Source organism: Candidatus Amarolinea aalborgensis, from assembly GCF_900491745.1.
GTDB lineage: Bacteria > Chloroflexota > Anaerolineae > SSC4 > Amarolineaceae > Amarolinea > Amarolinea aalborgensis.
Map to the genome: position 1 here is coordinate 122,511 of NZ_UETR01000006.1, position 22,921 is coordinate 145,431.

22 protein-coding genes are annotated in these 22,921 nt (G+C 61.2%); 8 read left to right on the top strand and 14 right to left on the bottom strand.

The genetic code is table 11. The annotated features are described in order from the left end of the window. Positions 1 to 25 precede the first annotated feature (25 nt). Positions 26 to 997: an RHS repeat-associated core domain-containing protein gene (locus ACPQ6D_RS10270; RefSeq protein ID WP_423224229.1), complete on the top strand. Its 972-nt coding sequence runs from the start codon at positions 26 to 28 to the stop codon at positions 995 to 997. A gap of 66 nt (positions 998 to 1,063) precedes the next feature. Then, positions 1,064 to 1,867 carry an SDR family oxidoreductase gene (locus ACPQ6D_RS10275; RefSeq protein ID WP_423224230.1) on the top strand — a complete coding sequence of 268 codons (804 nt, stop codon included), beginning with the start codon at positions 1,064 to 1,066 and terminating at the stop codon, positions 1,865 to 1,867. Between the two features lie 63 nt (positions 1,868 to 1,930). On the opposite strand, the gene ACPQ6D_RS10280 is transcribed toward ACPQ6D_RS10275, so the two are convergent. From ACPQ6D_RS10280 to ACPQ6D_RS10330, 11 genes are all read right to left on the bottom strand, one after another. Further along, positions 1,931 to 3,235, bottom strand: coding sequence for an acetyl-CoA hydrolase/transferase family protein (locus ACPQ6D_RS10280; RefSeq protein WP_423224231.1), 1,305 nt, complete (start codon positions 3,233 to 3,235; stop codon positions 1,931 to 1,933). A gap of 21 nt (positions 3,236 to 3,256) precedes the next feature. After that, the gene (ald, locus tag ACPQ6D_RS10285) at positions 3,257 to 4,351 is read right to left on the bottom strand and encodes an alanine dehydrogenase (protein WP_423224232.1); all 1,095 of its coding nucleotides are present in this window, start codon (positions 4,349 to 4,351) and stop codon (positions 3,257 to 3,259) included. 68 nt (positions 4,352 to 4,419) lie between these two features. After that, complete coding sequence (locus ACPQ6D_RS10290; RefSeq protein ID WP_423224233.1) at positions 4,420 to 4,839, bottom strand: CBS domain-containing protein; 420 nt, start codon at positions 4,837 to 4,839, stop codon at positions 4,420 to 4,422. A gap of 218 nt (positions 4,840 to 5,057) precedes the next feature. After that, the gene (locus ACPQ6D_RS10295; protein WP_423224234.1) at positions 5,058 to 6,347 is read right to left on the bottom strand and encodes an aminotransferase-like domain-containing protein; all 1,290 of its coding nucleotides are present in this window, start codon (positions 6,345 to 6,347) and stop codon (positions 5,058 to 5,060) included. A gap of 68 nt (positions 6,348 to 6,415) precedes the next feature. Further along, a complete protein-coding gene (locus ACPQ6D_RS10300; protein WP_423224235.1) occupies positions 6,416 to 6,859 on the bottom strand; it encodes a universal stress protein in 444 nt (147 codons plus the stop codon). Positions 6,860 to 6,893: 34 nt separating this feature from the next. Next, the gene (locus ACPQ6D_RS10305; RefSeq protein WP_423224236.1) at positions 6,894 to 7,442 is read right to left on the bottom strand and encodes a 2-oxoacid:acceptor oxidoreductase family protein; all 549 of its coding nucleotides are present in this window, start codon (positions 7,440 to 7,442) and stop codon (positions 6,894 to 6,896) included. Positions 7,443 to 7,499: 57 nt separating this feature from the next. After that, positions 7,500 to 8,255, bottom strand: coding sequence for a thiamine pyrophosphate-dependent enzyme (locus ACPQ6D_RS10310; RefSeq protein WP_423224392.1), 756 nt, complete (start codon positions 8,253 to 8,255; stop codon positions 7,500 to 7,502). A 26-nt stretch (positions 8,256 to 8,281) separates the two neighbouring features. Next, the gene (locus tag ACPQ6D_RS10315; protein WP_423224237.1) at positions 8,282 to 9,463 is read right to left on the bottom strand and encodes a 3-methyl-2-oxobutanoate dehydrogenase subunit VorB; all 1,182 of its coding nucleotides are present in this window, start codon (positions 9,461 to 9,463) and stop codon (positions 8,282 to 8,284) included. Between the two features lie 37 nt (positions 9,464 to 9,500). Then, a complete protein-coding gene (locus ACPQ6D_RS10320; RefSeq protein ID WP_423224238.1) occupies positions 9,501 to 9,752 on the bottom strand; it encodes a 4Fe-4S dicluster domain-containing protein in 252 nt (83 codons plus the stop codon). Between the two features lie 42 nt (positions 9,753 to 9,794). Continuing rightward, positions 9,795 to 10,232, bottom strand: a complete 438-nt coding sequence (locus ACPQ6D_RS10325; protein ID WP_423224239.1) for a CBS domain-containing protein — start codon at positions 10,230 to 10,232, stop codon at positions 9,795 to 9,797. Positions 10,233 to 10,579: 347 nt separating this feature from the next. After that, positions 10,580 to 11,197 carry a redox-sensing transcriptional repressor Rex gene (locus tag ACPQ6D_RS10330; RefSeq protein WP_423224240.1) on the bottom strand — a complete coding sequence of 206 codons (618 nt, stop codon included), beginning with the start codon at positions 11,195 to 11,197 and terminating at the stop codon, positions 10,580 to 10,582. A gap of 407 nt (positions 11,198 to 11,604) precedes the next feature. Between ACPQ6D_RS10330 and ACPQ6D_RS10335 the strand changes: the two genes are divergently transcribed. The 6 genes from ACPQ6D_RS10335 (at position 11,605) to ACPQ6D_RS10360 (ending at position 18,311) form a co-directional block, all read left to right on the top strand. Further along, on the top strand, positions 11,605 to 12,360 hold the full coding sequence (locus ACPQ6D_RS10335) for a YIP1 family protein (protein ID WP_423224241.1): 756 nt from the start codon (positions 11,605 to 11,607) through the stop codon (positions 12,358 to 12,360). A gap of 33 nt (positions 12,361 to 12,393) precedes the next feature. After that, complete coding sequence (locus tag ACPQ6D_RS10340; RefSeq protein ID WP_423224242.1) at positions 12,394 to 13,854, top strand: efflux RND transporter periplasmic adaptor subunit; 1,461 nt, start codon at positions 12,394 to 12,396, stop codon at positions 13,852 to 13,854. A 27-nt stretch (positions 13,855 to 13,881) separates the two neighbouring features. Further along, entirely contained in the window at positions 13,882 to 14,685 is an 804-nt protein-coding gene (locus tag ACPQ6D_RS10345) for an ABC transporter ATP-binding protein (protein ID WP_423224243.1), read from the top strand. A 42-nt stretch (positions 14,686 to 14,727) separates the two neighbouring features. Further along, entirely contained in the window at positions 14,728 to 15,975 is a 1,248-nt protein-coding gene (locus ACPQ6D_RS10350; RefSeq protein ID WP_423224244.1) for an ABC transporter permease, read from the top strand. 71 nt (positions 15,976 to 16,046) lie between these two features. Then, entirely contained in the window at positions 16,047 to 17,489 is a 1,443-nt protein-coding gene (locus ACPQ6D_RS10355) for an SH3 domain-containing protein (protein ID WP_423224245.1), read from the top strand. Between the two features lie 42 nt (positions 17,490 to 17,531). Beyond that, the gene (locus ACPQ6D_RS10360) at positions 17,532 to 18,311 is read left to right on the top strand and encodes a formylglycine-generating enzyme family protein (RefSeq protein ID WP_423224246.1); all 780 of its coding nucleotides are present in this window, start codon (positions 17,532 to 17,534) and stop codon (positions 18,309 to 18,311) included. On the opposite strand, the gene ACPQ6D_RS10365 is transcribed toward ACPQ6D_RS10360, so the two are convergent. From ACPQ6D_RS10365 to ACPQ6D_RS10375, 3 genes are read right to left on the bottom strand one after another with little or no spacing between them, the layout of a single operon-like run. Beyond that, positions 18,308 to 19,738: an O-antigen ligase family protein gene (locus tag ACPQ6D_RS10365; protein WP_423224247.1), complete on the bottom strand. Its 1,431-nt coding sequence runs from the start codon at positions 19,736 to 19,738 to the stop codon at positions 18,308 to 18,310. The two genes, ACPQ6D_RS10360 and ACPQ6D_RS10365, sit on opposite strands and share 4 nt — an antisense overlap. Then, positions 19,735 to 20,862: a glycosyltransferase family 4 protein gene (locus ACPQ6D_RS10370; RefSeq protein WP_423224248.1), complete on the bottom strand. Its 1,128-nt coding sequence runs from the start codon at positions 20,860 to 20,862 to the stop codon at positions 19,735 to 19,737. Before ACPQ6D_RS10370 ends, ACPQ6D_RS10365 begins: the two co-directional genes overlap by 4 nt. Beyond that, the gene (locus ACPQ6D_RS10375) at positions 20,846 to 22,690 is read right to left on the bottom strand and encodes an O-antigen ligase family protein (protein WP_423224249.1); all 1,845 of its coding nucleotides are present in this window, start codon (positions 22,688 to 22,690) and stop codon (positions 20,846 to 20,848) included. The genes ACPQ6D_RS10370 and ACPQ6D_RS10375 overlap by 17 nt, the downstream gene beginning before the upstream one ends. Positions 22,691 to 22,921: the final 231 nt, after the last annotated feature.

Here is a 22,921-nt window from a genome sequence, read left to right on the forward strand (position 1 = left end):
GTTTCCAAGACCTATCAGGCCCGGAATGGTTTCTACGAGCACCTACGACGCCGAGAACCGGCTGACCGCGATGACCGGCGGCATCACGGCGAGCTACGTCTATGACGGCGACGGTAACCGGGTCAAAGAGACCATCGCTGGCGTCACGCGGGTCTTTGTCGGCAACACGTACGCAATAGACAACGGGGCGGTCAAGAAGTACTATTACGCCGGTTCCGTGCGCGTGGCGGAGAACAGCGGCGGCGCGCTCTACTACCTGCTGGGCGATCATCTCGGCTCGACGGCGGTGACCCTGGACAGCGCGGGGAATCGGCTGAACACCAACACCGAGATTCGGTACTACCCCTACGGCGCGCCGCGTTACACGGCCGGCGCAACGCCGACGACTTTCAATTTCACCGGTCAGCGGCGGGACAGCGGATCGAGGTTGCTGTATTATGGGGCACGCTGGTATGATCCAGTCATCGGGCGGTTCATCAGCGCGGATACGATCGTGCCGCAGCCGGGCAATCCGCAGAGCTTGAATCGGTACAGCTATGCGGCCAATAATCCTCTGCGCTTCGTGGATCCTTCGGGTCACCGAGAATGTGAGGGAGCCAGCCACTGCAACGGGCCTGATCCTGCGCTGCCAGCCGCGCCGCCGGCTTACCGCGGGCCTTGTATCAGCGTCGTGTGTTTGCCAACTTCCACTCATGCGCCCGCAATGATGATGCCTGGAACTCCAGACCCGCAATGGGTTGCTCCAACGGCAACCCCATATGCGGGAGCATGGGTGGGGCCAGGAGGCCCCTGGACGCCAACCTCGACACCACATCCGTATGTACCGCCGTCGCAGCGCATCAATCGCCCATCCGTGTATTGGGCGATTGTGGCAGCTTACAATGAATTGCCGCAGGTAGTTTCCAAATTCACTCCAGTGACCGCACGCGCGGCTGGGCGAACCGCTGTGTTCGTCCCATTCCCAGAACCGGTCATCAAAACGGCAGATTACCTGTGACTCCCCGTGAGCATTGGCAGTCCAATCAATCCAAAGCAAAGCCCAAAGAAAGGCACAACACGAACCATGAATCCGAAAACGATCCTGATCACCGGCGCCACGGATGGCATCGGCAAGGCCACGGCGCGGGCGCTGGCTGTGCAGGGCCATACGGTGATCCTGCACGGTCGCAACATCGCCCGTGGGCAGGAAGCCGTGGCTGAGCTGCGTCAAGCGGCCGGCCATGAGCGAGTTGATTTCATTCCAGCGGACCTTTCATCCATGCGCCAGGTGCGTGAACTAGCGGCCGCGGTGCAGACGCGTTATCCGCAGCTGCACGTGCTCATCAATAACGCCGGCGTTTTCATGAACGAACGCCAGGTCACCGAGGACGGCTTTGAGATGACGTTCGCGGTCAATCACCTGGCGCCTTTCCTGCTAACCAACCTCTTGCTTGACAAGATCAAACAGAGCGCGCCCGCGCGCATCATCACCGTCAGCTCGGTGGCGCACCAGCGTGGACAGATTGATTTCAACGACCTGCAAGGCGCGCGCGCCTTTGGCGGCTACAAGGCCTATGCGCAGTCCAAGCTGGCCAATGTGCTCTTTACCTATGAGCTGGCCGCACGCACGGCCGACGCCCGCGTGACCGCCAACTGCCTGCACCCCGGCGTTATTGGCACCAAGCTGCTGCAGACCGGATTTGGCATCGGCGGCGCCACCCCGGATGCAGGCGCACGCACCTCGGTCTACCTGGCCTCCTCGCCTGAGGTGGAGACGGTCACCGGCGCCTACTTCGACAACCAGCGCGCGGTGCCCTCCGCTCCGCACAGTCGCGATGTGGCTGTGCGCCGCCGGTTATGGGAGATTAGTGAAGAGTTGGTGAGGTGAATGATGCAGAAGCCCGATTTCATGGCGAAATCGGGCTTCTGCGCAGGTAACGAGACAGGGGCGCTAGAGGTAGTGCTGCTCTTTGGCCCAGGCAGTCAGCTCGTCACGGAACTTCGGATGCGCGATACGAATCAAGTTGAGACAGCGCTGACGAATCGTCTTGCCATACAACTCGGCGACGCCGTACTCTGTCACGACGTAATGGACATGGTTGCGGCTCGTGGTGACGCCCGCGCCAGGCTGCAGCATGGGAACAATGCGTGAGACCGTGTCATTCTTGGTGGTGCTGGGCAGGGCGATAATGGGCCGACCGCCCTTGCTGCGGGAGGCGCCGTAGATGAAGTCCAACTGCCCGCCAACCCCGCTGTAGAACTTGGTGCCGATCGAATCTGCACACACCTGGCCTGTCACATCCACCTCGATGGCAGAATTGATGCAAACCATGTTGTCATTCTGCGCGATGATGAACGGGTCATTGACATAATCTTGCGGGTGGAACTCCACGATCGGGTTGTTGTCCACAAATTCATACAGGTTTTGGCTGCCCAGGATGAACCCGGCGACGATTTTGCCAGGATGCAGCGTCTTGCGTTCGTTGTTGATGACCCCAGCTTCCACGAGGGGAATGACGCCGTCAGAAAAAAGCTCGGTGTGAATGCCCAGGTCGCGCTTGCTGTTGAGGAAATGCAGCACGGCGTCGGGAATGGCGCCAATTCCCATCTGCATGGTGGCCCCGTCAGGAATCAGGTCCACAATGTGCTCGGCAATTTTCTTCTCCAGCTCGCCGGGCGTACCTTGCGGCACTTCCGGCAGCCGGTAGCTGACCGGCACCATGTAGTCCACCTTGCTGATATGGATGAAGCTGTCCCCCAGGGCCCGCGGCATGAATTCGTTGACTTCCGCGATGACGATCTTCGCATTTTGTGCGGCCGGCTTGGTCAGGCCAACCTCCACGCCAAATGACAGATAGCCGTGCTCATCGGGCGGGGAGCAGTGAATCAAAGCAGCGTCAAGCGGCAGCTGCCCATTGCGGAACAAGCCCGGAATCTCCGACAAAAAGACCGGCGTAAAGTCGGCGCGGCCATCGTTCACCGCGCCGCGTACATTGTGGCTGATGAAGAGGGCATTGACGCGAATCTTGCCCGCCATTTCTGGCGCTACATACTTGGCATCCCCGATCGTTAGAACCTGCACAATCTCCACATTCTCAAGGTTGCCGGCTGCGGCCCGGTTGACCAGCGCGTTGAGGAGTTGTTGGGGAACGCTGCAATTCCCTGTCAAGAAAAGACGGTCCCCTGACTTGACGGCCTGTACCGCTTGATCGGCTAGAACGATTTTGTTCCAGCAGCGCATCATCCAGTTATTCATAGCTCAATCATCCCACATTCTTTATGAGCTCATACTGTAGGCGGCAGTCAGGCCAGGCAGCAGGATCTTGCCTGCCCGGATATTTACGCCGCGCGCCAGTGATGGTGACTTCTCGATGGCCGCATCCAAACCCTCGGACGCAATACTATGGATATAGGGCCAGGCTGCGTTGTTGAAAGCGTGCGTGGCCGTGCGCGCCACAATGCCGGTCATATTCGGGACGCAGTAGTGGATTATGCCTTCTTCGATGTAGGTGGGGGATGTGTGCGTGGTGGGTCGCGTGGTTTCCACACAGCCGCCCGTCGTCACCGCCACATCCATAATGATGGAGCGACGCTTCATACTGCGCACCAATTCGCGGCTGATCAGAATCGGTGAGCGCGCGCCTGGCACCTGAATAGCGCCGACAACGACATCGGCAAAGCGCACCATCTTGTCCACATTGAGTGGATTGGACATCAGCGTGACCACACGCCCCATGAACAGGTTATCAATAAAATGCAGGCGCTTGATGTCCTGATCCAGGAGGTACACGTTGGCGCCCAGGCCGAGGAAAACGCGCGCGGCGTTGACGCCTACCATGCCACCGCCCAGAATGACGACTTCAGCCGGCGCCACCCCAGGCACGCCGCCCAACAGAATACCCTTGCCGCCGCTGGTGTTCTCCAGTAGACGCGCGGCCACTTGGGCGCACATGCGGCCGGTGATTTCACTGATTGGCTGCAGCACAGGCAGCGAGCCATCGTCCTCTTGAATGGTCTCATAGCCGATGGCCGTGACATGGTTGTTCAGGAAGTGCTGCACACGGCTTTTGCGCGCGGCCGGCAGATACAAGAAGCCACAGACGACCTGGTCGCTGCGCAGCCAGATGGTTTCTTCGGGCGTAGGACGAGCCACTTTGAGTACGAGCTCGGCGCGGGCAAACGCCTCTTCGGTGGCATAGACCAAGATTGCGCCCGCGCGACGGTAATCCTCATCGCTGTAGCCGCTGCCAACACCGGCGCCTTGCTCTACGTAGATGCGATGCCCCTCGTCGTGCAAAATCTGCACATTTGCCGGCGTGATGCCCACCCGATACTCGCTGGCCCTGCGTTCACGCGGGACTCCGATATCCATATGATCTCCTTCGCTTTGCTGTTTTCCATCCGCAAGCAACCGTTAGCCACGTCGCTTGGCAAAATCGGTCAAGTTTCTTTCCACTCACGTACGAGCAGTCGAAAAATATCTGTCTCTGTCACCATCCCGATCACAGCGCCATCGCCATCTACGACTGGCAGGCCGCCGATTTTGTGCGCCAACAGCATTTCAACCACTTCCACGACTGGGGCGTCTGGCGCCACGGTATAGACGTCACGCGTCATGGCGTCGCCTACGGTCAACCAGGTGGCTGACCTGGGGTCATAGGGGTCTACAGCCGTCGCCATCGAGGCCACGCGTACATCGCCCTGGGTCAGAATACCCACCAGTTGCCCATCGTCATCCAACACCGGCAAACGACGGATTTTCTGGCTTTCCAACGTGGCTGCCGCCTCATCCAGGTCGGCCTCATAATGAATCGTGAGGGCCGGAGAACTCATAATGTCGCGCACAAAATAGGTTGGCACTGTTCGTCTCCTTTGAAGCGGTCCACAGCCAGGTCTACCCAAAACCCGGTCTTGGGCGCTACGCGGCGCTTCTGACAACAGCGCCAACAACCGGATTTCCTGCGAGGATAATACGAAGGACGAACGGTCATCCACACTGATCTTTCGTCCTTCGTGTTTTTATGCGCCACAGGCCATGCGCCGATGCACGCGGCCCGGGCAAACGAGTTGAACTGCGCTTAGTTCATGCTCAAAGCAGGCGCCGGTGCAGCCACCAGCGTCGTTTGGCCGGTCATACGCCGCTCAATGGCGCGCGCCAGGCGTCGAATTCCTTCTTCGAGCATGGCTGGCTCCGCATTGGAGAAGTTGAGGCGCATGGTGTTGAGATGCCCGCCGCTGCGGCCCGCGGCATAGAACGCATGCCCAGGCACAAACGCCACCTTCTCTTGCACGGCATCTTGCAGCAGCTCTTCTGCATTGATCTCCGGCGGCAATTCAACCCACAAGAACAAGCCGCCGCGCGGGTGTGTCCACTGCACGCCTGGCGGGAAGTAGCGCGCCATGGCCGCCAGCATCACATCCCGGCGTTCACCGTAGACCTTACGCAAGGTGCGTACATGCTTTTCCAGGAAGCCGTCCTTGGCCACCTCGTACGCCACCATTTGATCAAAAATGCTGCTGTGCAGGTCCATGCCCTGCTTGGCTTGCACGCACTTTTGAATGACCTCCACTGGCGCCACAATCCAACCGAGGCGCAGGCCGGGCGCCAGCGTCTTGGAGAACGTGCTCAGGTAGATGATATTGCCCTTGAAGTAGCCGTGACCATCACACGCTCGCGACTCGAGATGTTCACAGTCCAACTGCACCAGGCTAGGTAAATGTTCGCCCTCATAGAGCAGCTCGCCATAGGGATCATCCTCAATAATAGGGATGCCGTAACGATCCGCCAGTTCCACCACTTCCTGCCGCCGTTCCAAGGATAGGGTTACGCCGCCGGGATTATGGAAGTTGGGAAGCACATACATAAACTTGACGCCGGCGCGCAGCGCTTCTTCGAGCAGATCCACCTGCATCCCGTCCCGGTCAATGGGCACCTCAATGTACTCTGCCTGGTAAGCATTCCAGGCCTGCAGCGCGCCCAGGTACGTTGGTCGCTCGACCAGGATCGTATCGCCGGGATTGATCAGCAGCTTGCCGATCAGGTCAAGGGCCTGCTGCGAGCCGGAGGTGATGAGGACATTGTCTTCTTTGGCATGGATGCCATAATGCGCCATCTTATCCACAATCAGCGAGCGTAATGGCCCGTAGCCCTCCGTCGCGCTGTATTGTAATGCCTGTCTGCCCGACTGGGCAAGAACCTTATCGGCCGCGGCACGGAAAGCCTCGACCGGGAAAAACTCGGGCGCGGGCAACCCACCCGCAAACGAGATAATATCTGGCTGCTGCGTAAACTTGAGCAGTTCACGAATGATGGAACTGCTCATCCGTTGATTGCGCTGTGCATATCGTCGTTGCCACGGCGTTGTCATAGTTACACTCCTTTGTGTCTATCACACGGCATGTGGGGCGGCGGCGGCCACCCCATAGATAAAAAGCGTCATTTGCCACGCGCACGAATGAGCAAGACGGGACAAGGCGCAGCCTGCAGCACTTTCTCGGCGACGCTGCCGTACACCCAGCGGCTGATCCCACCTCGGCCATGTGTGGACATGACAATCAAGTCTACATGTTCAGATTTGGCAAAATCAGTGATGGCGTCGGGCACGGGGCCATCCAAAATGGCAGTCTGGTACGAGATACCCTTTTCGCGCAGCTCGCCGGATACACCCTGCAAGTATTGCGCGGCCTGGTCACGCAGCCCGGGCAGTTCAGTCACTGCGCCGGAAAGGACCAAGTCAGGCGCAATCAACTGGTAGGGCGAAATGACCACGCGCAGAAGGATCATGTTGCTCTTGAACTCCAGCGCCAGGGCCTCCGCGTGGTGAAGCGCGGCTTCGGCCAGCGCTGAACCATCCAGCGGTACGAGAATGTTCTGATACATTATCTTGTCTCCTGTTATCACAATCGCCAGGCCGTCATGCGTGCAGTGGCATGGCATACTCCGCGCCGCGGCGCAGGGCCACCTTGTTTGGCTCCAGGAAGCGCCGGTTGCGCTCTGGCAGGTGGGCCAGCAACGCTCGATCCAGGGCTTCGAGCGGCAGCAGGTTGGTGGCCTGCAGCAGGGCGCCTAGCATAATGACATTCGTCAATTTTACATTTCCCAGCGCTGTGGCAATCTCGTTGCCCGGCACGGGGATCACGTGGATGTCCGCACGCGTCACGGCACGCGGCACCAACGAACTGTTGTAGATCAGGAAGCCGCCCGGTTTGACCAACGATTCATACTTATCCACGGACGGCAGATTGAGAGCGATCACGGCGTCAGGAGTCCGCACCAGGGGGGCGCCAACTTCTTCATCCCCCACGACCACAATGCAGTGCGCTGTACCGCCGCGCATTTCTGGGCCATAGGACGGGATCCAGGTCACCGCTTTGCCTTCATCCATGCTGGCGTAGGCCATCAACTGGCCGGCGAACAGAGCACCCTGCCCGCCAAAGCCAGAGAAAATGATCGAGAATTCCATCTGATTCACTCCTTTGTGAATATCTCTGTGTGAAGTCCGAATGCGTAGGTTCCCTGCCTAGTTCAGACGGGCAACGGCATCTATCACCTTGTAGTCGCCCAGCGGATAGTAAGGCACCATCTGTTTCTCGATCCAAGTCAGCGCTTCGGCCGCCGTGGTGTGATTGTTGGTGGGGCAGGACGACAGAACCTCCACGAAGGAGAGTCCCTGCCCGGCTAACTGCGCCTGGAAAGCCGTGCGAATGGCCTTCTTCGTGCGGTTGATCTCGCGTACATTGTGCGTTGAGCGCCTCACCACATACGACGTGCCCGGCAGCCCTGCGATCAGCTCAGCCACGCGCAAGGGATAGCCGGCCAGGGTGACATCGCGACCACTGGGCGACGAGGTGGTGATTTGGCCTGGAAGCGTGGTCGGCGCCATCTGGCCGCTGGTCATGCCATAGACCGCGTTGTTGACGAAGATGACCGTAATCTTCTCGCCACGCGCCGCCGCATGGATAATCTCATTGGTGCCAATGGCCGCCAGGTCACCGTCGCCCTGGTAGGTGAAAACGACCTTGTCGGGTTGCGTGCGCTTCAGTCCGGTCGCCATGGCTGGCGCGCGGCCATGGGCCGCTTCGGCCATGTCCACGTTGAAGTAGTTGTAGGCAAAGACAGCGCAGCCGACTGGTGCGACGCCAATGGTGCGCTCACGCACGCCCAGCTCGTCCAGGACTTCAGCCACCAGGCGGTGAATGATGCCGTGCGTGCACCCTGGGCAGTAGTGCGTCAGCACGTCAGTGAGTGAATCGGGGCGCTGATAAACGACTACCATATCGTCAAGCGCCAGAGTCTGTGTTGTCATGACGTCACCTCCGCCGGGTTCGTAGTCAGGGCATTCGCCGTGGTCATCTGGCGCAGCGCCGCGCCCGGCTGACCACTGCCGTTATGCTTGAAGCCGTTGGTGTGTCCGTTCGACTTCACCGTGCTGTAGAGTGAAACCAGGGTGTGCAGTGAATTCAGAATTTCGTCAGGCAGGGGGATCGAACCGCCCATACGGCCATAGAAGTGCACCGGCGCCCGTCCCTCTACAATGGCTTTGACGTCGTTGAGCATCTGGCCAGCGTTCATTTCGACCACCAGGATTGCTTTCTTGCCGGCCGCTAACTCGCGCAGGCGATCCTCTGGGTAAGGCCAAAGCGTGACTGGGCGCAATAGACCTACACGAATGCCCTGCGCCCGCGCCTGTCGGATGGCCGAAGTGGCTACCCGCCCCATCGTGCCAAAGGCCACAATCAGATACTCGGCATCCTCGGTCATGAACTCTTTGCTGCGCACTTCATGCGCCTTGATCTCTGCCAGTTTGGCCTGCAAATGCAGATTGTGCTTCTCCAGCCCCTCAGCCGTCAGGTTGAGCGACGTGATCGAACGATGCGGCCGACCAACGGCCCCGCACAGCGCCCAGTCTGGCTTTTCGGTGCGTAGAGGCTTGCTGGGCGGCATCTCGGCCGGCTCCATCATTTGCCCGATGGTGCCATCAGCCAGGATAACGACCGTGGTGCGATAACGATCGGCTAGATCGAAAGCCTCATAGGTCATGTCAACCGCTTCTTGCACGGTGGCAGGCGCCAGCACGATGTTGTTGTAGTCGCCGTGCCCGGCTGACTTCACCATCTGAAAGTAATCTGACTGCGAAGGCTGGATGTTGCCCAAACCAGGTCCCCCGCGCATGATGTCAACCATCACGCAGGGCACTTCGGACCCGGCAATGTAAGACAAGCCTTCTTGCATCAGGCTGACGCCAGGGCTTGACGATGAGGTCATGACACGTGAGCCGCCGCAGGCCGCGCCGTACACCATGTTGATGGCGCCTAGCTCGCTTTCGGCCTGCAAAAAAACTCGCCCAAGTGCAGGCATTTGGGCGGCCATATACTCCAATAATTCGGTCTGGGGGGTAATCGGGTAGCCAAAGTAGGCTTCTACGCCGGCACGGATGGCAGCTTCGGCGATTGCTTCGTTGCCCTTCCATAGCTCCTTTGCCATGGTTAATCTCCTTTGATCTGTGTTCAATTTTCCAAAACTAGGCCGCCAAGGCAGCCCGCTGCGGCGTCTTTGCCTGATAGCGATAGACCTTGAACACGACATCAGGGCAAATGACAGCGCATAAAGCACAGCCTGTGCATTTGTCCTGTGGGTCTATCAGTTCAACCGGGTGATACCCTTTTGCGTTGAGGGCGGCTGACATGTGCAACACCTCTTGTGGGCAGACAGTGGTGCATAGTTCACAGCCTTTGCAGCGATTCGCCGCAACTACAACAGTACCTCTTGCCATACGTGTTCCTCCTTTGGAAATGCCGTCATCGTTGACGGTGTCTCAGGTTGGCGCCTGATTACTTTGTTCGGCCTCAAGTAGCTCGATCAAATGGTCGAGCAAGTCAGTTTCGGTGATGATTCCAACCAGCACGCCTGCGCGCAAAACTGGAATACCGCCCACTTTCCGGCTGCGCATGGTGACGGCGGCTTCGAGCACATCGGCATCCGGCGAAATCGTCACCGGGTTGGGCGTCATGCAAGCGCCCACTTCGATGTGCTCCAGAAGAAAGTTATCGTACCATTTTTCATGCAACAGGATGGGAGAGTTGGTCGCACGGCGCATATCGCGATCAGTCACGATACCAACCAAGCGTCCGTTTTCGACAACTGGCAAACGGCGAAAGTTGCCTTGACGCATCAGCGTGATGGCCGTATCAATGGATTGCGAGGGTTGAACCGTGACAGGGTTTTCTGTCATGATTTCAGCAACACGAGTCATCCGTTTTCCTCTATGAGAAGGTTGTGCTCACACAGATTGGTGCATCAGTGCCATCAAGCATGCCTGGACTGCCAGTCTATTGTAACCCCTGGCGCGCGTTTTCAACATGATACCTATCATACCTTATGGCCTAGTCGCGGTTGACCGTGGCCTTTGGCGGGGACGCCGACAGAATATCCCTACGGCAAGCGAGACCAGACATCACCTTTTCGCCGAAGGAACAGGTTGCGGCCGCAGAGTTAGGCGCAGGTCGCACCGGCTGACAGCACCGCCGGGCACAAAAAGAAGCGCCGGGCTGCAGCGACGCAGTCCGGCCTGAGCCATGAATGGATCGGATAGGATGTGGATTACAGATAGAAGGTCATGCGCTGCAAATGCGCCACGGGATCAATGTACTGCACCCGGACGCCGTGTGGAACGGTCAAGGTGATGGGGGCATAGTTCAAAATGGCCTTAACGCCCGAATTCACGAGAATGTCGGCTGTGGATTGTGCGCCGTTGGCGGGTGTCGCAATGATCGCCACGCGAATGCCCTGCTGGCGCACGATGTTCCCCAAATGGCTGCTGTCTTGAATCATGAGGTGGGCGAGGGGCTGCCCCACCTTGTTTGGATCATTGTCGAATACGGCGACGATCGTAAATCCACGCCCCGTAAAGCCGCCGTAATGCGCCAACGCGTGGCCCAGATCGCCGGCGCCGACCAACGCGACTTCCCACGTGCGGTCAATCTGCAAAATACGCTGCAGCTGCTCACGCAGAAAAGCAATGTCGTACCCCGTGCCTTGTTTGCCGAACTCGCCAAAATGGGACAAATCCTTACGGATTTGGGCTGAACTGATGCCGAGCCGGTCGCCCAACTCTTGCGAGGATGTAATCTCACGGCCCTCAGCGGCGAGAAAGTTGAGCGCACGCAAATAGATGGGCAGGCGACCTACGACGATGTCCGGAATAGTCGTCATTGACATCGGATAGTGTTCCTTTTTCTCGCATCCCACCATTCAGCCGTAGTGATGCAAATCAAAGCGGTAAGCCCGTCTTTGTGTTGCCCAACCTGGGAATGGTGAACTCCGAAATGGCTTGTGTGACTCTTGTGAAACCGTGTACATAATCATAACACACTCCATCATTTTGCGCAACTTCACAAGCGCCTATTTGCGCAACTTCACACAGGCACGCGCGAAGATGCAGCGCGCCAGCGATCGCGGGGCGAGTGACTGGCGCCATATGACAGCCGTCATATAGCGCGATGAATGTGCAGCAAACGTTGAGGAGCGGTTCAAGTTGCTTGACGTGGTGCGCTTAGCGTGGTAGAGTAGGTTTGTGCAAGGTTTGGACACACTACACGTTTGTGCATCAAAGGAATGGCTTCCACATGAGTGAATCGCTGTCGGTTGCGCGTCGCAGTTCGTTAGCGCTGCTGCCGGGAATCGTTGACGAGCCGGCAAAAACCATGTCCCAGGTAGCCGCACATCCACGTTGGCGCTGGGTGCTGCCCCTTGTTGTGATTTTGGCCGGCTTGGCCTTGTCCATCGCGCTAAGCGGACCTTTGCAGGTCAAAGAGGCTGTAAAGCAGATGAACGAGCAGCTGCAAAGCCAGCTGAGTCAAGTCCCGGCTGAACAGGCAGAGGCCGCCCGCGCGCAAGTGGCGCGGTTCACGCAGCCTATCTTCATACTCGGCGCTTCCGCTCTGGGCCGCCTGCTGGCTCTGGGGCTGGCATGGGTGTTGGCAGCAGCCATCCTGTATTTTTCTGGTTTGATCGTCGGCGCGGATCTGACTTTCGGCGGGCTTTTTGCCACGGTTCCGTGGGCCTGGTTGCCCTTTGCCTTGCGCGATATGGCGCAGGGAGTGTTTGCTGCCATCACTGGCTCTTTGCTCGTCAATCCAGGCCTTTCGCCCCTGGTGGCCCAGGCCAATATGCGAGCCAACGCGGCCAACCCGGTGTATCAAATTTTGGCGCACATTGATCTTTTCACTGCCTGGCACCTGGTGTTGATCTATGCCGCCCTGCGCGGCGGCGCCTCGCTGGAACGCAGCAAGGCGTTCTGGTTGACTGTCATCTATGCTGTGCTCAGCATCGCGCTGCGCATCATTCCGGGTTTCGTCAGCGGCGCTCTGCTCCCTGGCTAAACTCGGGCTGCTTCAAGAGGAACTAAAGAAAACATGCGACGAATTTTAACGATCGTGGTAGTATTGGTCCTTATCGTTGGCGGCAGTTTGCTGCTCTGGCAAAGGCTCGTGCAGGCCCAAGCGCCGCAGACGCCCAAATACGAAACGGTGACGCCTACCCGCAGTACGCTGCGCTCACTCGTCAGCGCTACGGGCAGCATCGAGCCGGAGGCGCAGGTGTCGTTGACCTTCAAGGGGGTTGGCCGCGTGGCCGAAGTCAAAGTGAAGGCCACGGATCGCGTGGAGCCTGGTCAGGTTCTAGCCACGCTCGACAGCCAGGATGTGGCTTTGTCGGTGGCGCAAGCCGAGGCCGGCCTGGCCAGCGCGCAGGCCAACCTGGCGCAGTTGACGCGTAAAGCGCGCGCCGAGGACCTGGAGGCTGCGCAGGCTTCGCTCGACAGCGCGCAGGCCAATGTCAAAAGCGCAGAGGCCAACCTGGCCAGCGCCCGTGCGACGTACAGCAAGCTGCTGGCCGGCGCCAGTGAGAACGACAAGAAGGTGGCCGCCGCGAACCTGGAACGCGCGCAAGCCGCGCTGCAGCAGGCCCAGTCCGCCTACGACCAGGTGGCGAATCTACCCAACGTCGGCCTTCTGCCGCAGTCGCTGAACTTACAGCGGGCGACCATTGACTACGAACAAGCGAAAGCTCAGTATCAGATTGCCACGGCCGGGGCCGACGCCGCGCAGCGCGCGCAATCGGTGGCGGCCATTGCACAGGCTGAAGCCGCCGTGGCCAATGCGCGCGCCCAAGTCGCACAGGCCAAATCGTCGCTGGTGAAGTTGCAAGAAGGCGCAACGCCAGAGCAGACGGCCGGCGCGCAGGCGCAGGTAAAACAGGCTGAAGCCGTCCTGGCCCAGGCGCATCTGAACCAAGACAACGCCACGCTGCGCAGCCCGATCGCGGGCGTCGTGGCCCAAGTCAACATCACCCCCGGTGAATTTCCCAATGCGGCTCGCGCCGCGATTGTGGTGGTCAACGTAGATCGCTTTCACATTGATATCAGCGTGGATGAGATTGACATTGGACAGATTCAGGAAGGGCAGCGCGCGGAGATCACCCTGGAATCATTGCCGGATGCCAAGGTCACAGGGCGCATCAGCCAGATTGCGCCGACCGCCGCTGTGAACACAGGCGTCGTTTCGTACCTGGTCACGGTGGTTCTGGATCCGACGACGGCGCCGCTGCGCGCGGGTTTGAGCGCCACGGCCAATATCACGACCGCCGAGGTCGAAAACGTGTTGGTGTTGCCTAATCGCGCCATCCAGCGCGATCGCACGTCTGACAAGACCTATGTTGAGAAACTGGTGGATGACGTGCCGCAGCGCGTGGAAGTCAAAATCGGCATGCGTAACGAAGGCCAGACCCAGATCAGCCAGGGCGTAAGCGAAAACGATGTCATTATCATCCCCAATACCAGCGCGGGCGAACAACTGCGCCGCACGTTTGGTTTTTAGCGGATAGAGATATCGAGTGGCAGGAAAATGAAAGGCGGAACAATGGCGGGCAGCAATCAACCAGTGATTGATATCCGAGATATGCGCAAAGTCTATCGGATGGGCGATGTCGAAGTGCATGCGTTGAGCGGCGTGTCGTTGACCGTGATGCCGGGCGAGATGGTTGCCATCATGGGGCCGTCCGGTTCGGGCAAGTCAACGTTGATGAATATCATCGGCTGCCTGGATCAACCAACCAGCGGCACCTTTTTTCTTGACGGCGCGGATGTTTCGAAGTTGAACGATAACCAATTGGCGGAGATCCGTAATCGTAAGATCGGCTTTGTCTTTCAGAGCTTCAACTTGTTGTCACGCACCGAGGCTCTGCAGAATGTGGAGCTTCCGCTGATTTACGCCGGCACCCGGCAGCGGCGGCAGAAAGCCGTGGCTGCGCTCGAATCGGTCGGATTGGGCGAGCGCCTGCATCACCGGCCGAATGAGCTTTCGGGCGGCCAACAACAACGCGTGGCGATTGCGCGCGCGCTCATCAACGATCCGGCTATCATTCTGGCGGACGAGCCAACGGGTAACCTCGATTCCAAGTCTGGCGCGGAGATTATGGCGATCTTCCAACATCTGAACGAGGATCGCGGCATCACGATTGTGTTTGTCACCCATGAGCCGGACATTGCCGAACACACCAAACGCATCGTTCGCATCATGGACGGTCAGGTTGAGTCGGATAACCTGGTGGCGCATCAACGCCGCGCCGGCGCGCGCGCCTACACGCGGCGTACGAGTGACCTGGTGCGAAGCAGCGAAGAAACAGATGCTGTCGCTGCCGGAATTTAGGAATCTATCCGCATGGCCGAACAGGGCCAGCAGGAGTCAGCGGTGAATCTAAATGAAGCTTTGCGCATTGCTTTGCGCGCGCTTTCGGCCAATAAATTACGTTCGTTGCTCACGATGCTGGGCATTATCATCGGCGTGGGCGCGGTCATCACCCTGCTTTCGGTCGGACGCGGGGTGGAACGTTATGTGACTAATCAGTTCCAGAGTATCGGTTCCAACCTGCTTTTCGCCGTGCCCGGTCAGTTGACCAGCGGCGGACCGCCGCGCATGCGCGCCAACACGGGATCAAGCCTCACGATGCGCGATGTGATCGCGCTGCGCGATCCCCTGCGCGCGCCTGATGTGGTGGCCGTCGCGCCAGAAATCACCCGCGTCGGCTCTGTGACGGCGGGCAAGCGCGAGATCACGCCGCAGATAGGCGGCGTGGAGCCAGAGTACGCCGCGGTGCGCAACTGGACTGTTGAAGCTGGACGCTTCATTACCCAGGAAGATGTGACTGCGCACGCGCGCGTCGCAGTCATCGGTCAATCGGTGGTGACGCGTCTTTTCCCGGACGAAGACAACCTGGCGAACCGCACCATTGAAATCAACAACGTTTCCTTCCGCATTGTGGGCGTACTGCAGAAGCGCGGCGGCAGCGGCTTCGGTGATGAGGACAATCAGATCTTTGTACCGATTACCACGGCGCAAACGCGCCTTTTTCCCAGTCGCACCACCAGCGGCGACTATCGCGTATCGGTCATCTACTTGCAGGCTACCGCCGAAGACCGCATGGATGCTGCCGCCAGCCAGATCACCGAGGTGCTGCGTGAAACGCACGGCATTACCTACAGCAACGACGATGATTTTAGCGTTGTCAGCCAGGCGGACCTCATCAGCATCTTCGGCCAGATTACCGGCGTCTTGACGTTGTTCCTGGGCGCCATCGCCGCCATCTCGCTGCTCGTGGGCGGCATCGGCATCATGAACATCATGCTGGTGTCGGTGACTGAGCGTACACGAGAGATCGGTATTCGTAAGGCGGTTGGCGCCAAGCGGCGCGACGTGCTGGCCCAATTCCTCCTGGAAGCCGTTGTCTTGTCGCTCATCGGCGGCTTTGTCGGCATTGGCCTGGGCGCGGGAGGCGCAGCCCTTGTCTCGCGGCTGCAGAGCGATTTCCAGACCTTCGTCACGCTCGACTCCGTGCTGCTGGCGACCGGCTTCTCGGCGGCGGTTGGACTTTTCTTCGGCATCTATCCAGCCACGCGCGCCGCACGCCTCAACCCAATTGATGCGCTGCGCTACGAATAAACCGACGCGACCCCTATGGCTGCGAGCGCGGGCAGGCAGCAGGCTTTGCCTCACCCAAAATGGAGTATGATGTGCTAAGTTTCCTGTCGCGAGATCAGAATTGGCGGCCGTTGGCGATTGGCCTGGCGCTGCTCGTCGGATTGACCGCGTGCGCGGCGCCGCCGGCGACGTCCACGCCCACCATCGTGCCACTCGCGGGCAGCGCGGTCACGATGACCATCGCGCCGGCGACTGCGCCCATACCAGGCGCGACCCCAATGCCAACGGCCACGGGTACGCCGCTCACGACGCCAACGGCCACGCCGAGCGCGGCGCCAACGGCCATGCCGAGCCCAGCGCCAACCGTCGCGAATGTGGCGACCGCACCTCCTAGCCCCGCGACGCCGGCCGTTGTGGTGATCGGCAAGGCTGCCATCAACGTACGCAGCGGTCCCAGTACGGCCTACCCGATTGTGGGCCGGCTGCTGCCCGCGGCCCCGGCAATCGTCAGCGGCCGTGATGACAAAATGACCTGGTGGCAGATTATGCTGCCGGACGGCCGCCGAGGCTGGGCATCTGCCAGCCTGGTGCGCCTGACCGGCGATCCAGCGGCGCTGCCCGTAGTCAACGCTGCGCCTGCGCCAACGGCTCGACCGCAGCCTGCGCGTGCGGCGCCCGGCAAGATCGTCTTTCAAGAGAGCAACGGCGGCTCCATCTACCTGGTCAACGCCGATGGCAGCGGCCTGCGCCGATTGACCGACGGCTTTGACCCGGCGCTGGCGCCCGATGGACAGCGTGTGGCATTTACACGCTGGAACGAGCCGCGTGGGATTTGGATTTACGACCTGCGGACGAACGAAGAGTACCTGGTGGTGCATGCCAACGGCGCACGCGCCCCGACATGGTCGCCTGACAGCAGCGAGCTGGCTTTCTCGTGGTGGCGCAAGACCATTCCGGGCCGCCAGGTCTGCATTGGCGGTTTCTGTTTTGACATTCCGCCTGAAGACTACAACGGCTTGGCGGTTGTGCGTGTGGATGAAAAGGTTCTGCGCGACCTGCCGGCCAGCCAGACGGTTCAGTCGCCAACGTGGGAGCCAAGCGGCAAGCGCATCGTTTACCGGGGCAAGCAGGGCCTGAAATCAACCGCGCCAGGTAGCGCGGACGCGCGTGAAGATGTGCTGACAACGAGCGCCTTCCAGGAATCTCCAGCCTGGAGTCCGGACGGTCAGCGGTTACTGGTGCAGGTGCGCCTACACGATCATCGCGACATTTTTGTGCTGGATCGCGACGGTCACACCATCGCGCGCCTGACGGCCAATGATCCGCTGGCCGACCGCGCGCCCAACAATGTTGCGCCAGCCTGGTCGCCTGATGGGCGCCAGGTAATCTTTTTGAGCGATCGCGCCGGCTCCTGGCAGGTGTATGTCATGGAAGCGGATGGGTCGAACCCGCGCCTCTTCCTGCCCGCCGTGTTCGGCCAGATCGCGTTCCGCTACGATTTTGCCGCTGAGCGTATGTTTGACTGGGGGCGCTGAGCGGAGGCTGTTGGGGGCAGGTTTGAACTGGAGACCGCGCGCGTGATAGAGCTTGAGACAATCTGCATCCCCGGCGGGCCATTTGTGATGGGGTGGAATCAAGGCGCGCCCGAAGAGCGTCCTGCGCATGTCGTGCACGTGGAGACGTTCTGCCTGGGGCGCACACCGGTGACGAACCAGGATTTTTTGGCCTTCTTGGCGGCTGACGCCTACCGTCAGGAGGATTTCTGGTTGCCCGACGGCTGGCAGTGGATACAGCAGAAGCAGATTCGTGCGCCCGCTTTCTGGGGTCATCCCCACTTTGGCCGACCTGAGCAGCCAGTCGTCGGCGTCACCTGGTACGAGGCCATGGCCTTTGCGGCGTGGTTGGCCGCAGAAACCGGTCAGCCGTGGCGCTTGCCCAGCGAAGCAGAATGGGAAAAAGCGGCGCGCGGCGGGGATGAGCGGCTGTGGCCGTGGGGCAATCAATTCGACGTGACGCGCGCCAACGTCGCAGACGGCGGCCTGGGCGCGACCAACGCCGTGATGGCTTTTCCGCAGGGCGCGACGCCCGATGGTCTCCTCGACATGGCCGGCAATGTGTGGGAATGGACCGTGAGCCGCTGGGGCCGCGCCTGGCAGAGCCTGGAGTATCATTATCCCTACGCGGCCACGGACGGCCGCGAAGACCTCCAGGGTCGTTTTGCTCGCGTCATGCGCGGCGGCTCCTGGTTCGACCGTTGGCAGGAGAGCCGGGCCACCAAACGCGGCCGTTTCCTGCCCGGGTCGCGGGCCAGCAACATCGGCTTTCGGTTGGCTGCCGATGGCGGCCCGGTCCGCTAACGGGGCGTTGCGCGGCGTTGACTGGCAGCCAACGCGCCGGCCAAAATGCCGAGCAGCAGCGCTGCGCGCCATGAGCTGGTGAGCCAGGGATAGTTGTCGAACAGGCCGCACACGAACAGCGCCAGCCAGCAGGCGCCGGTTGTATCGAACAAGAGCGACGCCCAGGCGTCCTGCATCGAAGGCGACCGCCTGAGGCCGACCAACCAGGCCCCGTTGAGCCACAGCCACAACAGCCCGCCGCTCACGCCCAGTTCGGCGGCGGCCAACAGCGGCGCGCTGTGGACGACCGGCGCGGCTGAACCAGGCGCCAGCATGACCGCATACAAGCCACTGCCCACGCCCAGCAGCCAGTGCTCACGAATCAGACCCGTCGCCACGATCAGCCCGCTCACCCGTTCGCTAATGGAACGGGCTTCGAGCGGACTGGTTAGATCAAAGAAACGCGCCCAGAGCAGATCGGGCTGACGCCATGCGAAGAAGAGCACGGCCATCAGCATCCCCAACAGCAGCCAGCGGCTGCGATGCCAGGCCTGGCGCCGCCGCCAACAGAGCCAGGCCGCGCCGATTACAAAGCCTAGCCAGGCCGCGCGTGAAAAACTAACCAGCAGCCCCATCAACCCGACCGCGCCCACGACCAGCCAGGCCGCGCGGCTGACTGTCGGCGATACGCGCGGCCAGGGTGCGCCTGCCAGCCATCCGGCCATGATCCACAGCAGGCCAATGCTGAGCAGACCCCCCAGCACATTGGGATGTGCGGTGAGGCCATAGGCGCGCAAGCGATGTTGGCCTTCCGGGCCAACCACGCTGGTGGCTTCGACGCGCGGATCGAGCGCCATCTCGCCCAAGAAAGCGAGATGGGCTGAATCTTGGCGCACAAACTGCACGACGCCGACAGCGCCTTGAACCAGGACGATGAGGGCAAAGAGCAGCGAGAGCCAGCGCATCACATGCGCGGCCGGCGCGTGGGCCAGCCAGAACGTCAGCAGCCAGAAAAAGCCAATGCCGATAACGATGATCAGGGCAACGCCGGGCGCTGCGGCTGGACGCAGACGCACCAGCGTCACCGCGCCCAGGCCGATGACCGGCAGCAGCACCCGCCAGACGTCGCGCCAGGCCAGGCCCCCGGATTGATCGCGCGGCGCCGCGCGCTTCATCCACGCGGCCACCCGCAGCAATACTGCCAGCACGGGGAGGAGCGCCAGGACGCCCACCTGCGCCGGCCGCCCCGCCAGGTTGGCGACGACGATTGGCCACCAGGTGAATGGTCCCAGGCGCCAGGCCGGCGCGAGAAAGGTCAGCACCAGAAAGAGCGCCAACAGGATATCGGCTGCCGCCAGAAGCCGCGCCGGCGTCTGGCGGCGAGCGACCAGGCTCACGGGCGCGGCTGGCGTTGGTAGAACATGAGTGGATGACGCCTCGATACTCATGCTGCCATGACCTGGCGGTAGAGAGCGGCGGTTTCGGCCGCCGCGCGCGGCCAGGAGAATTCAGCCGCGCGCGCGAGGCCGCGCTGCCGCTGCGACGCGCGCAGATCGGCATCGGTCAGCAGGGTGTACAGCCCATCCGCCAGCGCCTGGCTTTCGAGCGGGTTGATCAGGGTGGCGGCGCCGCCGGCAATTTCGGCCGGCGCGGAGCAGTTAGAAGTCAGCACGGGTGCGCCGCACGCCATGGCCTCGACAATCGGCAAACCGAAGCCCTCATAGAGGGATGGAAATACGAAAACGGTCGCCAGGTTGAGGAGCGCGGCCAGGTCCGCGGTAGGCACGTAGCCAATAAAGCGCACCGCTTGCTGCATCCCCACGCGTTCGATGGCCGCCATCAAGGCATGGTAAGGCAACGGCCCCCACTGACCAGCGATCAGAAGCGGGACGCGCACGCCCCGGCTGTGCACCGCAGCCAGGGCCTCCACCAGGCGCACCAGGTTCTTACGCGGCTCAACCGTGCCCGCGTAGAGCAGGAAGGTATCGGGCAGCGCATAACGTGCCCGCGCCGATGCCAGCGCGCCCGCGTCGTAGAGTTGACGAAACTGCGGCGCCGCGGCTTCATAGATCACGTGGACAGACGCAGCCGGCACGCCTAACACGCGCAGGATGTCCGCTTTGGCGCTGGCGCTGACGGTGATGATGGCTTGCGCCCGGCGTGCGGATGGTTGGATCAAAGGACGCGCCAGGAGCAAGCTGCGCGGCCGGTGGTAGTGTGGCAACAGGAAGAGCGACATATCATGAATGGTCACGATCAAACGGCCGCCAGCCGCCAGCGGGAGGAGAGAATTGGTGAAATGGCAAAGGTCGAGATTGAGGCGGCGCAACCAGAACGGCAAGGCAATCTGCAGCCATAGGGGACGCAGCGGCATGAAAGGGCCGCGCGGGCCTCGTGTGCGCGCCACCGCGCCATGCAGGGCCGGCCACAAGTGCGATGGCTGGCGATTGCTCAACAGCTCATAATGCCAGGGGTCCATACGCTGCACAAGATGGGCCAGGAGATGCGTGGAATAGTAACCAACGCCGGTCATCTGACCTTCCAGGGTGGTGACATCATAGCCGATGTGCATCAGTAAGCCGTTCCTCTGTCTCCGTGATACAGGCCGCCAGGCTGCCGATTGCCAGCCACCACAGCAGGTAGGTCGGCGTGAACTCCAGGAAATAATCGAAGATTCCGTGTATGAGAAAAACCATCACCGTCGCCGAGAGACCGAGCAGCCAGGTCAGCTCGTGTTCAGCATAAGCCATTGCCTCACGATTGGCTGTGCCGGCCGGCGGACGCGCCAGCAGGTTGAAGGCGCGACGCGCCAGGCTCAGGAGCAGCCAGGCAAAAGCGATCACGCCCGCGAGGCCCAACGTCGCCAGGATTTCCACGTAGAGGCTGTTGCTGTGCAGGACGGGCGGCTGCCCCACCGGGCGCCAATCCACCAAGCCCAGGGCGTCGCCCCATAGGAAGCGGAAATTGTCTGGGCCAACGCCGAGCCAGGGATGTTGGCGCCAAAGCTGCCAGGCAGCCTTCCACAAGGTCATACGCGCCACCTGGCCGCGGTTTTGGGCTGCCGTCAGCGCGCTGGCCGGGAGCGGGGGCGGCAGGGGCTGCACGGGCAGCGGTTCAGCGTCCGCCATGACCTCGACCTCGGTATGCCCCAGGGCGACTCCCCGCGTGGAAAACCAGGCGACATGATTTTGCAGCAAGTCCCAAGCCAAGACGTAGCGTCCGGGCTGCGCCGGCGCCAAGACATAGGCTGATACCACGATGGATGCGTCGGGAGGCACGTCGCCGGGCAGAACGGTGCGGTCGCCTTCGAACCACAGGATCGTCTCTTGGGCCGCGTCCAGCCAATGGTAGCTGAGCAAGATCGGCTCTGCGCCGCTGGCGCGCCAGGGCAGCTGCCCACGGTTCGTAATGCGCACCGGCGCCTGTGTGCGTTGACCAGCAACCAGGGTGAGATAGGCTGGCGCGGCGTACTCGGCCTGCATCACCCCGGTTTCCACTTCGCGTTGCAAGCGCGCCTGCTGCACCGGACTGAGCGCAAGCTGGATACCCCCCAACAGGAAGACCGTCATGAAAGTGGCGCCTGCGGCGCGCGGCAAAGACAGAGACCTGGGCTGAGGCAGGCCAGGCGGCCGTTGGCGCATGCGGCGCTGAATCCACCCACCGGCGATCAGAAGCCAGCCGGTCGTTGCCAGAATGGCGATCAGTCCGCCGCGGCTGGCTGTCAAGACCAACGCGCCGCTGATGATCACAATGGCGAAGCCGATCAGGACCTGGAGGCGACGCGGCCGCGTCGTCGCCCACAGGGTGATGAGCAGCACCAGGGCTGCTTCCCACGCCTGCGCGGCGATATTGGCGTAGCCAAACGAGCCACTGGCGCGAATGGCGCCGGCCACGCGCGTGGTCTGCAGCTTGAATGCGCTCAGCCAGGGAGCGGTGAGGGTCGGCCAAAGAACCTCGGCGCAGCCCAAGAGCGCCGCAGCGGCGGCGCCGAGCGCGAAGGCCCAGGCGAGCGATCGCATGCGCGCTGCGAAGCGCGTGGGGCCTGCATTCAGGAGCAGATCGTGCACCATCAGCCCGCTGGCGACTCCGGCCAGGCTGCGCAGCGCAAACTTGACCGCCGCGGCCCGTTCGGCCGGCGCCAGCAGGGCCGACGCTATGAGCACCAATCCCCACGCAAGGAGCGGTCGCCACAACCAGGACGGCCAATGTGGGACGCGGCGCAGCAGCGCGCAGCGGCACGCCCAGACGAGCATCGTGAGGGCAGCCGCGAGTTCCAGGTTGGTGAATACCAGGGGGCCAATGTTTACCCAGGGCTGCACCAGTTCGAAAGGCAGGCTGATCGCCAGGCCCAAAACGGCAAGCCAGGCGAGGCGCTGAATGACCGATGTGATAGTTGTCATGCTCAACGAGTGTGGGGAAAAGTGCAGCGGCCGGCGCGCTGTTGGCCCATTATAGAGCCGGTCAGGCAAAGTGTAAAACCTTGCGTTGAAACCGAATTTGATGTATGATTCATCCTGTTCGTGACCGATTACGCAATGCTGCAGACAGAGCAACACTCTCGCCGCTTGCCGGTCTGCAGCCCTTGTCTTACGCCCTCCTCTGGCCTGGGTGTTCGATGAGGAAGATCTACC

Excerpts from the sequence above, each read along its gene's own strand:
- ACPQ6D_RS10300 (WP_423224235.1), bottom strand. The coding sequence starts at position 6,859 with ATGTATCAGAACATTCTCGTACCGCTGGATGGTTCAGCGCTGGCCGAA.
- ald (WP_423224232.1), bottom strand. The coding sequence starts at position 4,351 with ATGGATATCGGAGTCCCGCGTGAACGCAGGGCCAGCGAGTATCGGGTG.
- ACPQ6D_RS10325 (WP_423224239.1), bottom strand. The coding sequence starts at position 10,232 with ATGACTCGTGTTGCTGAAATCATGACAGAAAACCCTGTCACGGTTCAA.
- ACPQ6D_RS10280 (WP_423224231.1), bottom strand. The coding sequence starts at position 3,235 with ATGAATAACTGGATGATGCGCTGCTGGAACAAAATCGTTCTAGCCGAT.
- ACPQ6D_RS10335 (WP_423224241.1), top strand. The coding sequence starts at position 11,605 with ATGAGTGAATCGCTGTCGGTTGCGCGTCGCAGTTCGTTAGCGCTGCTG.
- ACPQ6D_RS10315 (WP_423224237.1), bottom strand. The coding sequence starts at position 9,463 with ATGGCAAAGGAGCTATGGAAGGGCAACGAAGCAATCGCCGAAGCTGCC.
- ACPQ6D_RS10275 (WP_423224230.1), top strand. The coding sequence starts at position 1,064 with ATGAATCCGAAAACGATCCTGATCACCGGCGCCACGGATGGCATCGGC.
- ACPQ6D_RS10370 (WP_423224248.1), bottom strand. The coding sequence starts at position 20,862 with ATGCACATCGGCTATGATGTCACCACCCTGGAAGGTCAGATGACCGGC.
- ACPQ6D_RS10270 (WP_423224229.1), top strand. The coding sequence starts at position 26 with ATGGTTTCTACGAGCACCTACGACGCCGAGAACCGGCTGACCGCGATG.
- ACPQ6D_RS10365 (WP_423224247.1), bottom strand. The coding sequence starts at position 19,738 with ATGAGTATCGAGGCGTCATCCACTCATGTTCTACCAACGCCAGCCGCG.
- ACPQ6D_RS10305 (WP_423224236.1), bottom strand. The coding sequence starts at position 7,442 with ATGGAATTCTCGATCATTTTCTCTGGCTTTGGCGGGCAGGGTGCTCTG.
- ACPQ6D_RS10310 (WP_423224392.1), bottom strand. The coding sequence starts at position 8,255 with ATGGTAGTCGTTTATCAGCGCCCCGATTCACTCACTGACGTGCTGACG.
- ACPQ6D_RS10295 (WP_423224234.1), bottom strand. The coding sequence starts at position 6,347 with ATGACAACGCCGTGGCAACGACGATATGCACAGCGCAATCAACGGATG.
- ACPQ6D_RS10320 (WP_423224238.1), bottom strand. The coding sequence starts at position 9,752 with ATGGCAAGAGGTACTGTTGTAGTTGCGGCGAATCGCTGCAAAGGCTGT.
- ACPQ6D_RS10375 (WP_423224249.1), bottom strand. The coding sequence starts at position 22,690 with ATGACAACTATCACATCGGTCATTCAGCGCCTCGCCTGGCTTGCCGTT.
- ACPQ6D_RS10330 (WP_423224240.1), bottom strand. The coding sequence starts at position 11,197 with ATGTCAATGACGACTATTCCGGACATCGTCGTAGGTCGCCTGCCCATC.
- ACPQ6D_RS10345 (WP_423224243.1), top strand. The coding sequence starts at position 13,882 with ATGAAAGGCGGAACAATGGCGGGCAGCAATCAACCAGTGATTGATATC.
- ACPQ6D_RS10340 (WP_423224242.1), top strand. The coding sequence starts at position 12,394 with ATGCGACGAATTTTAACGATCGTGGTAGTATTGGTCCTTATCGTTGGC.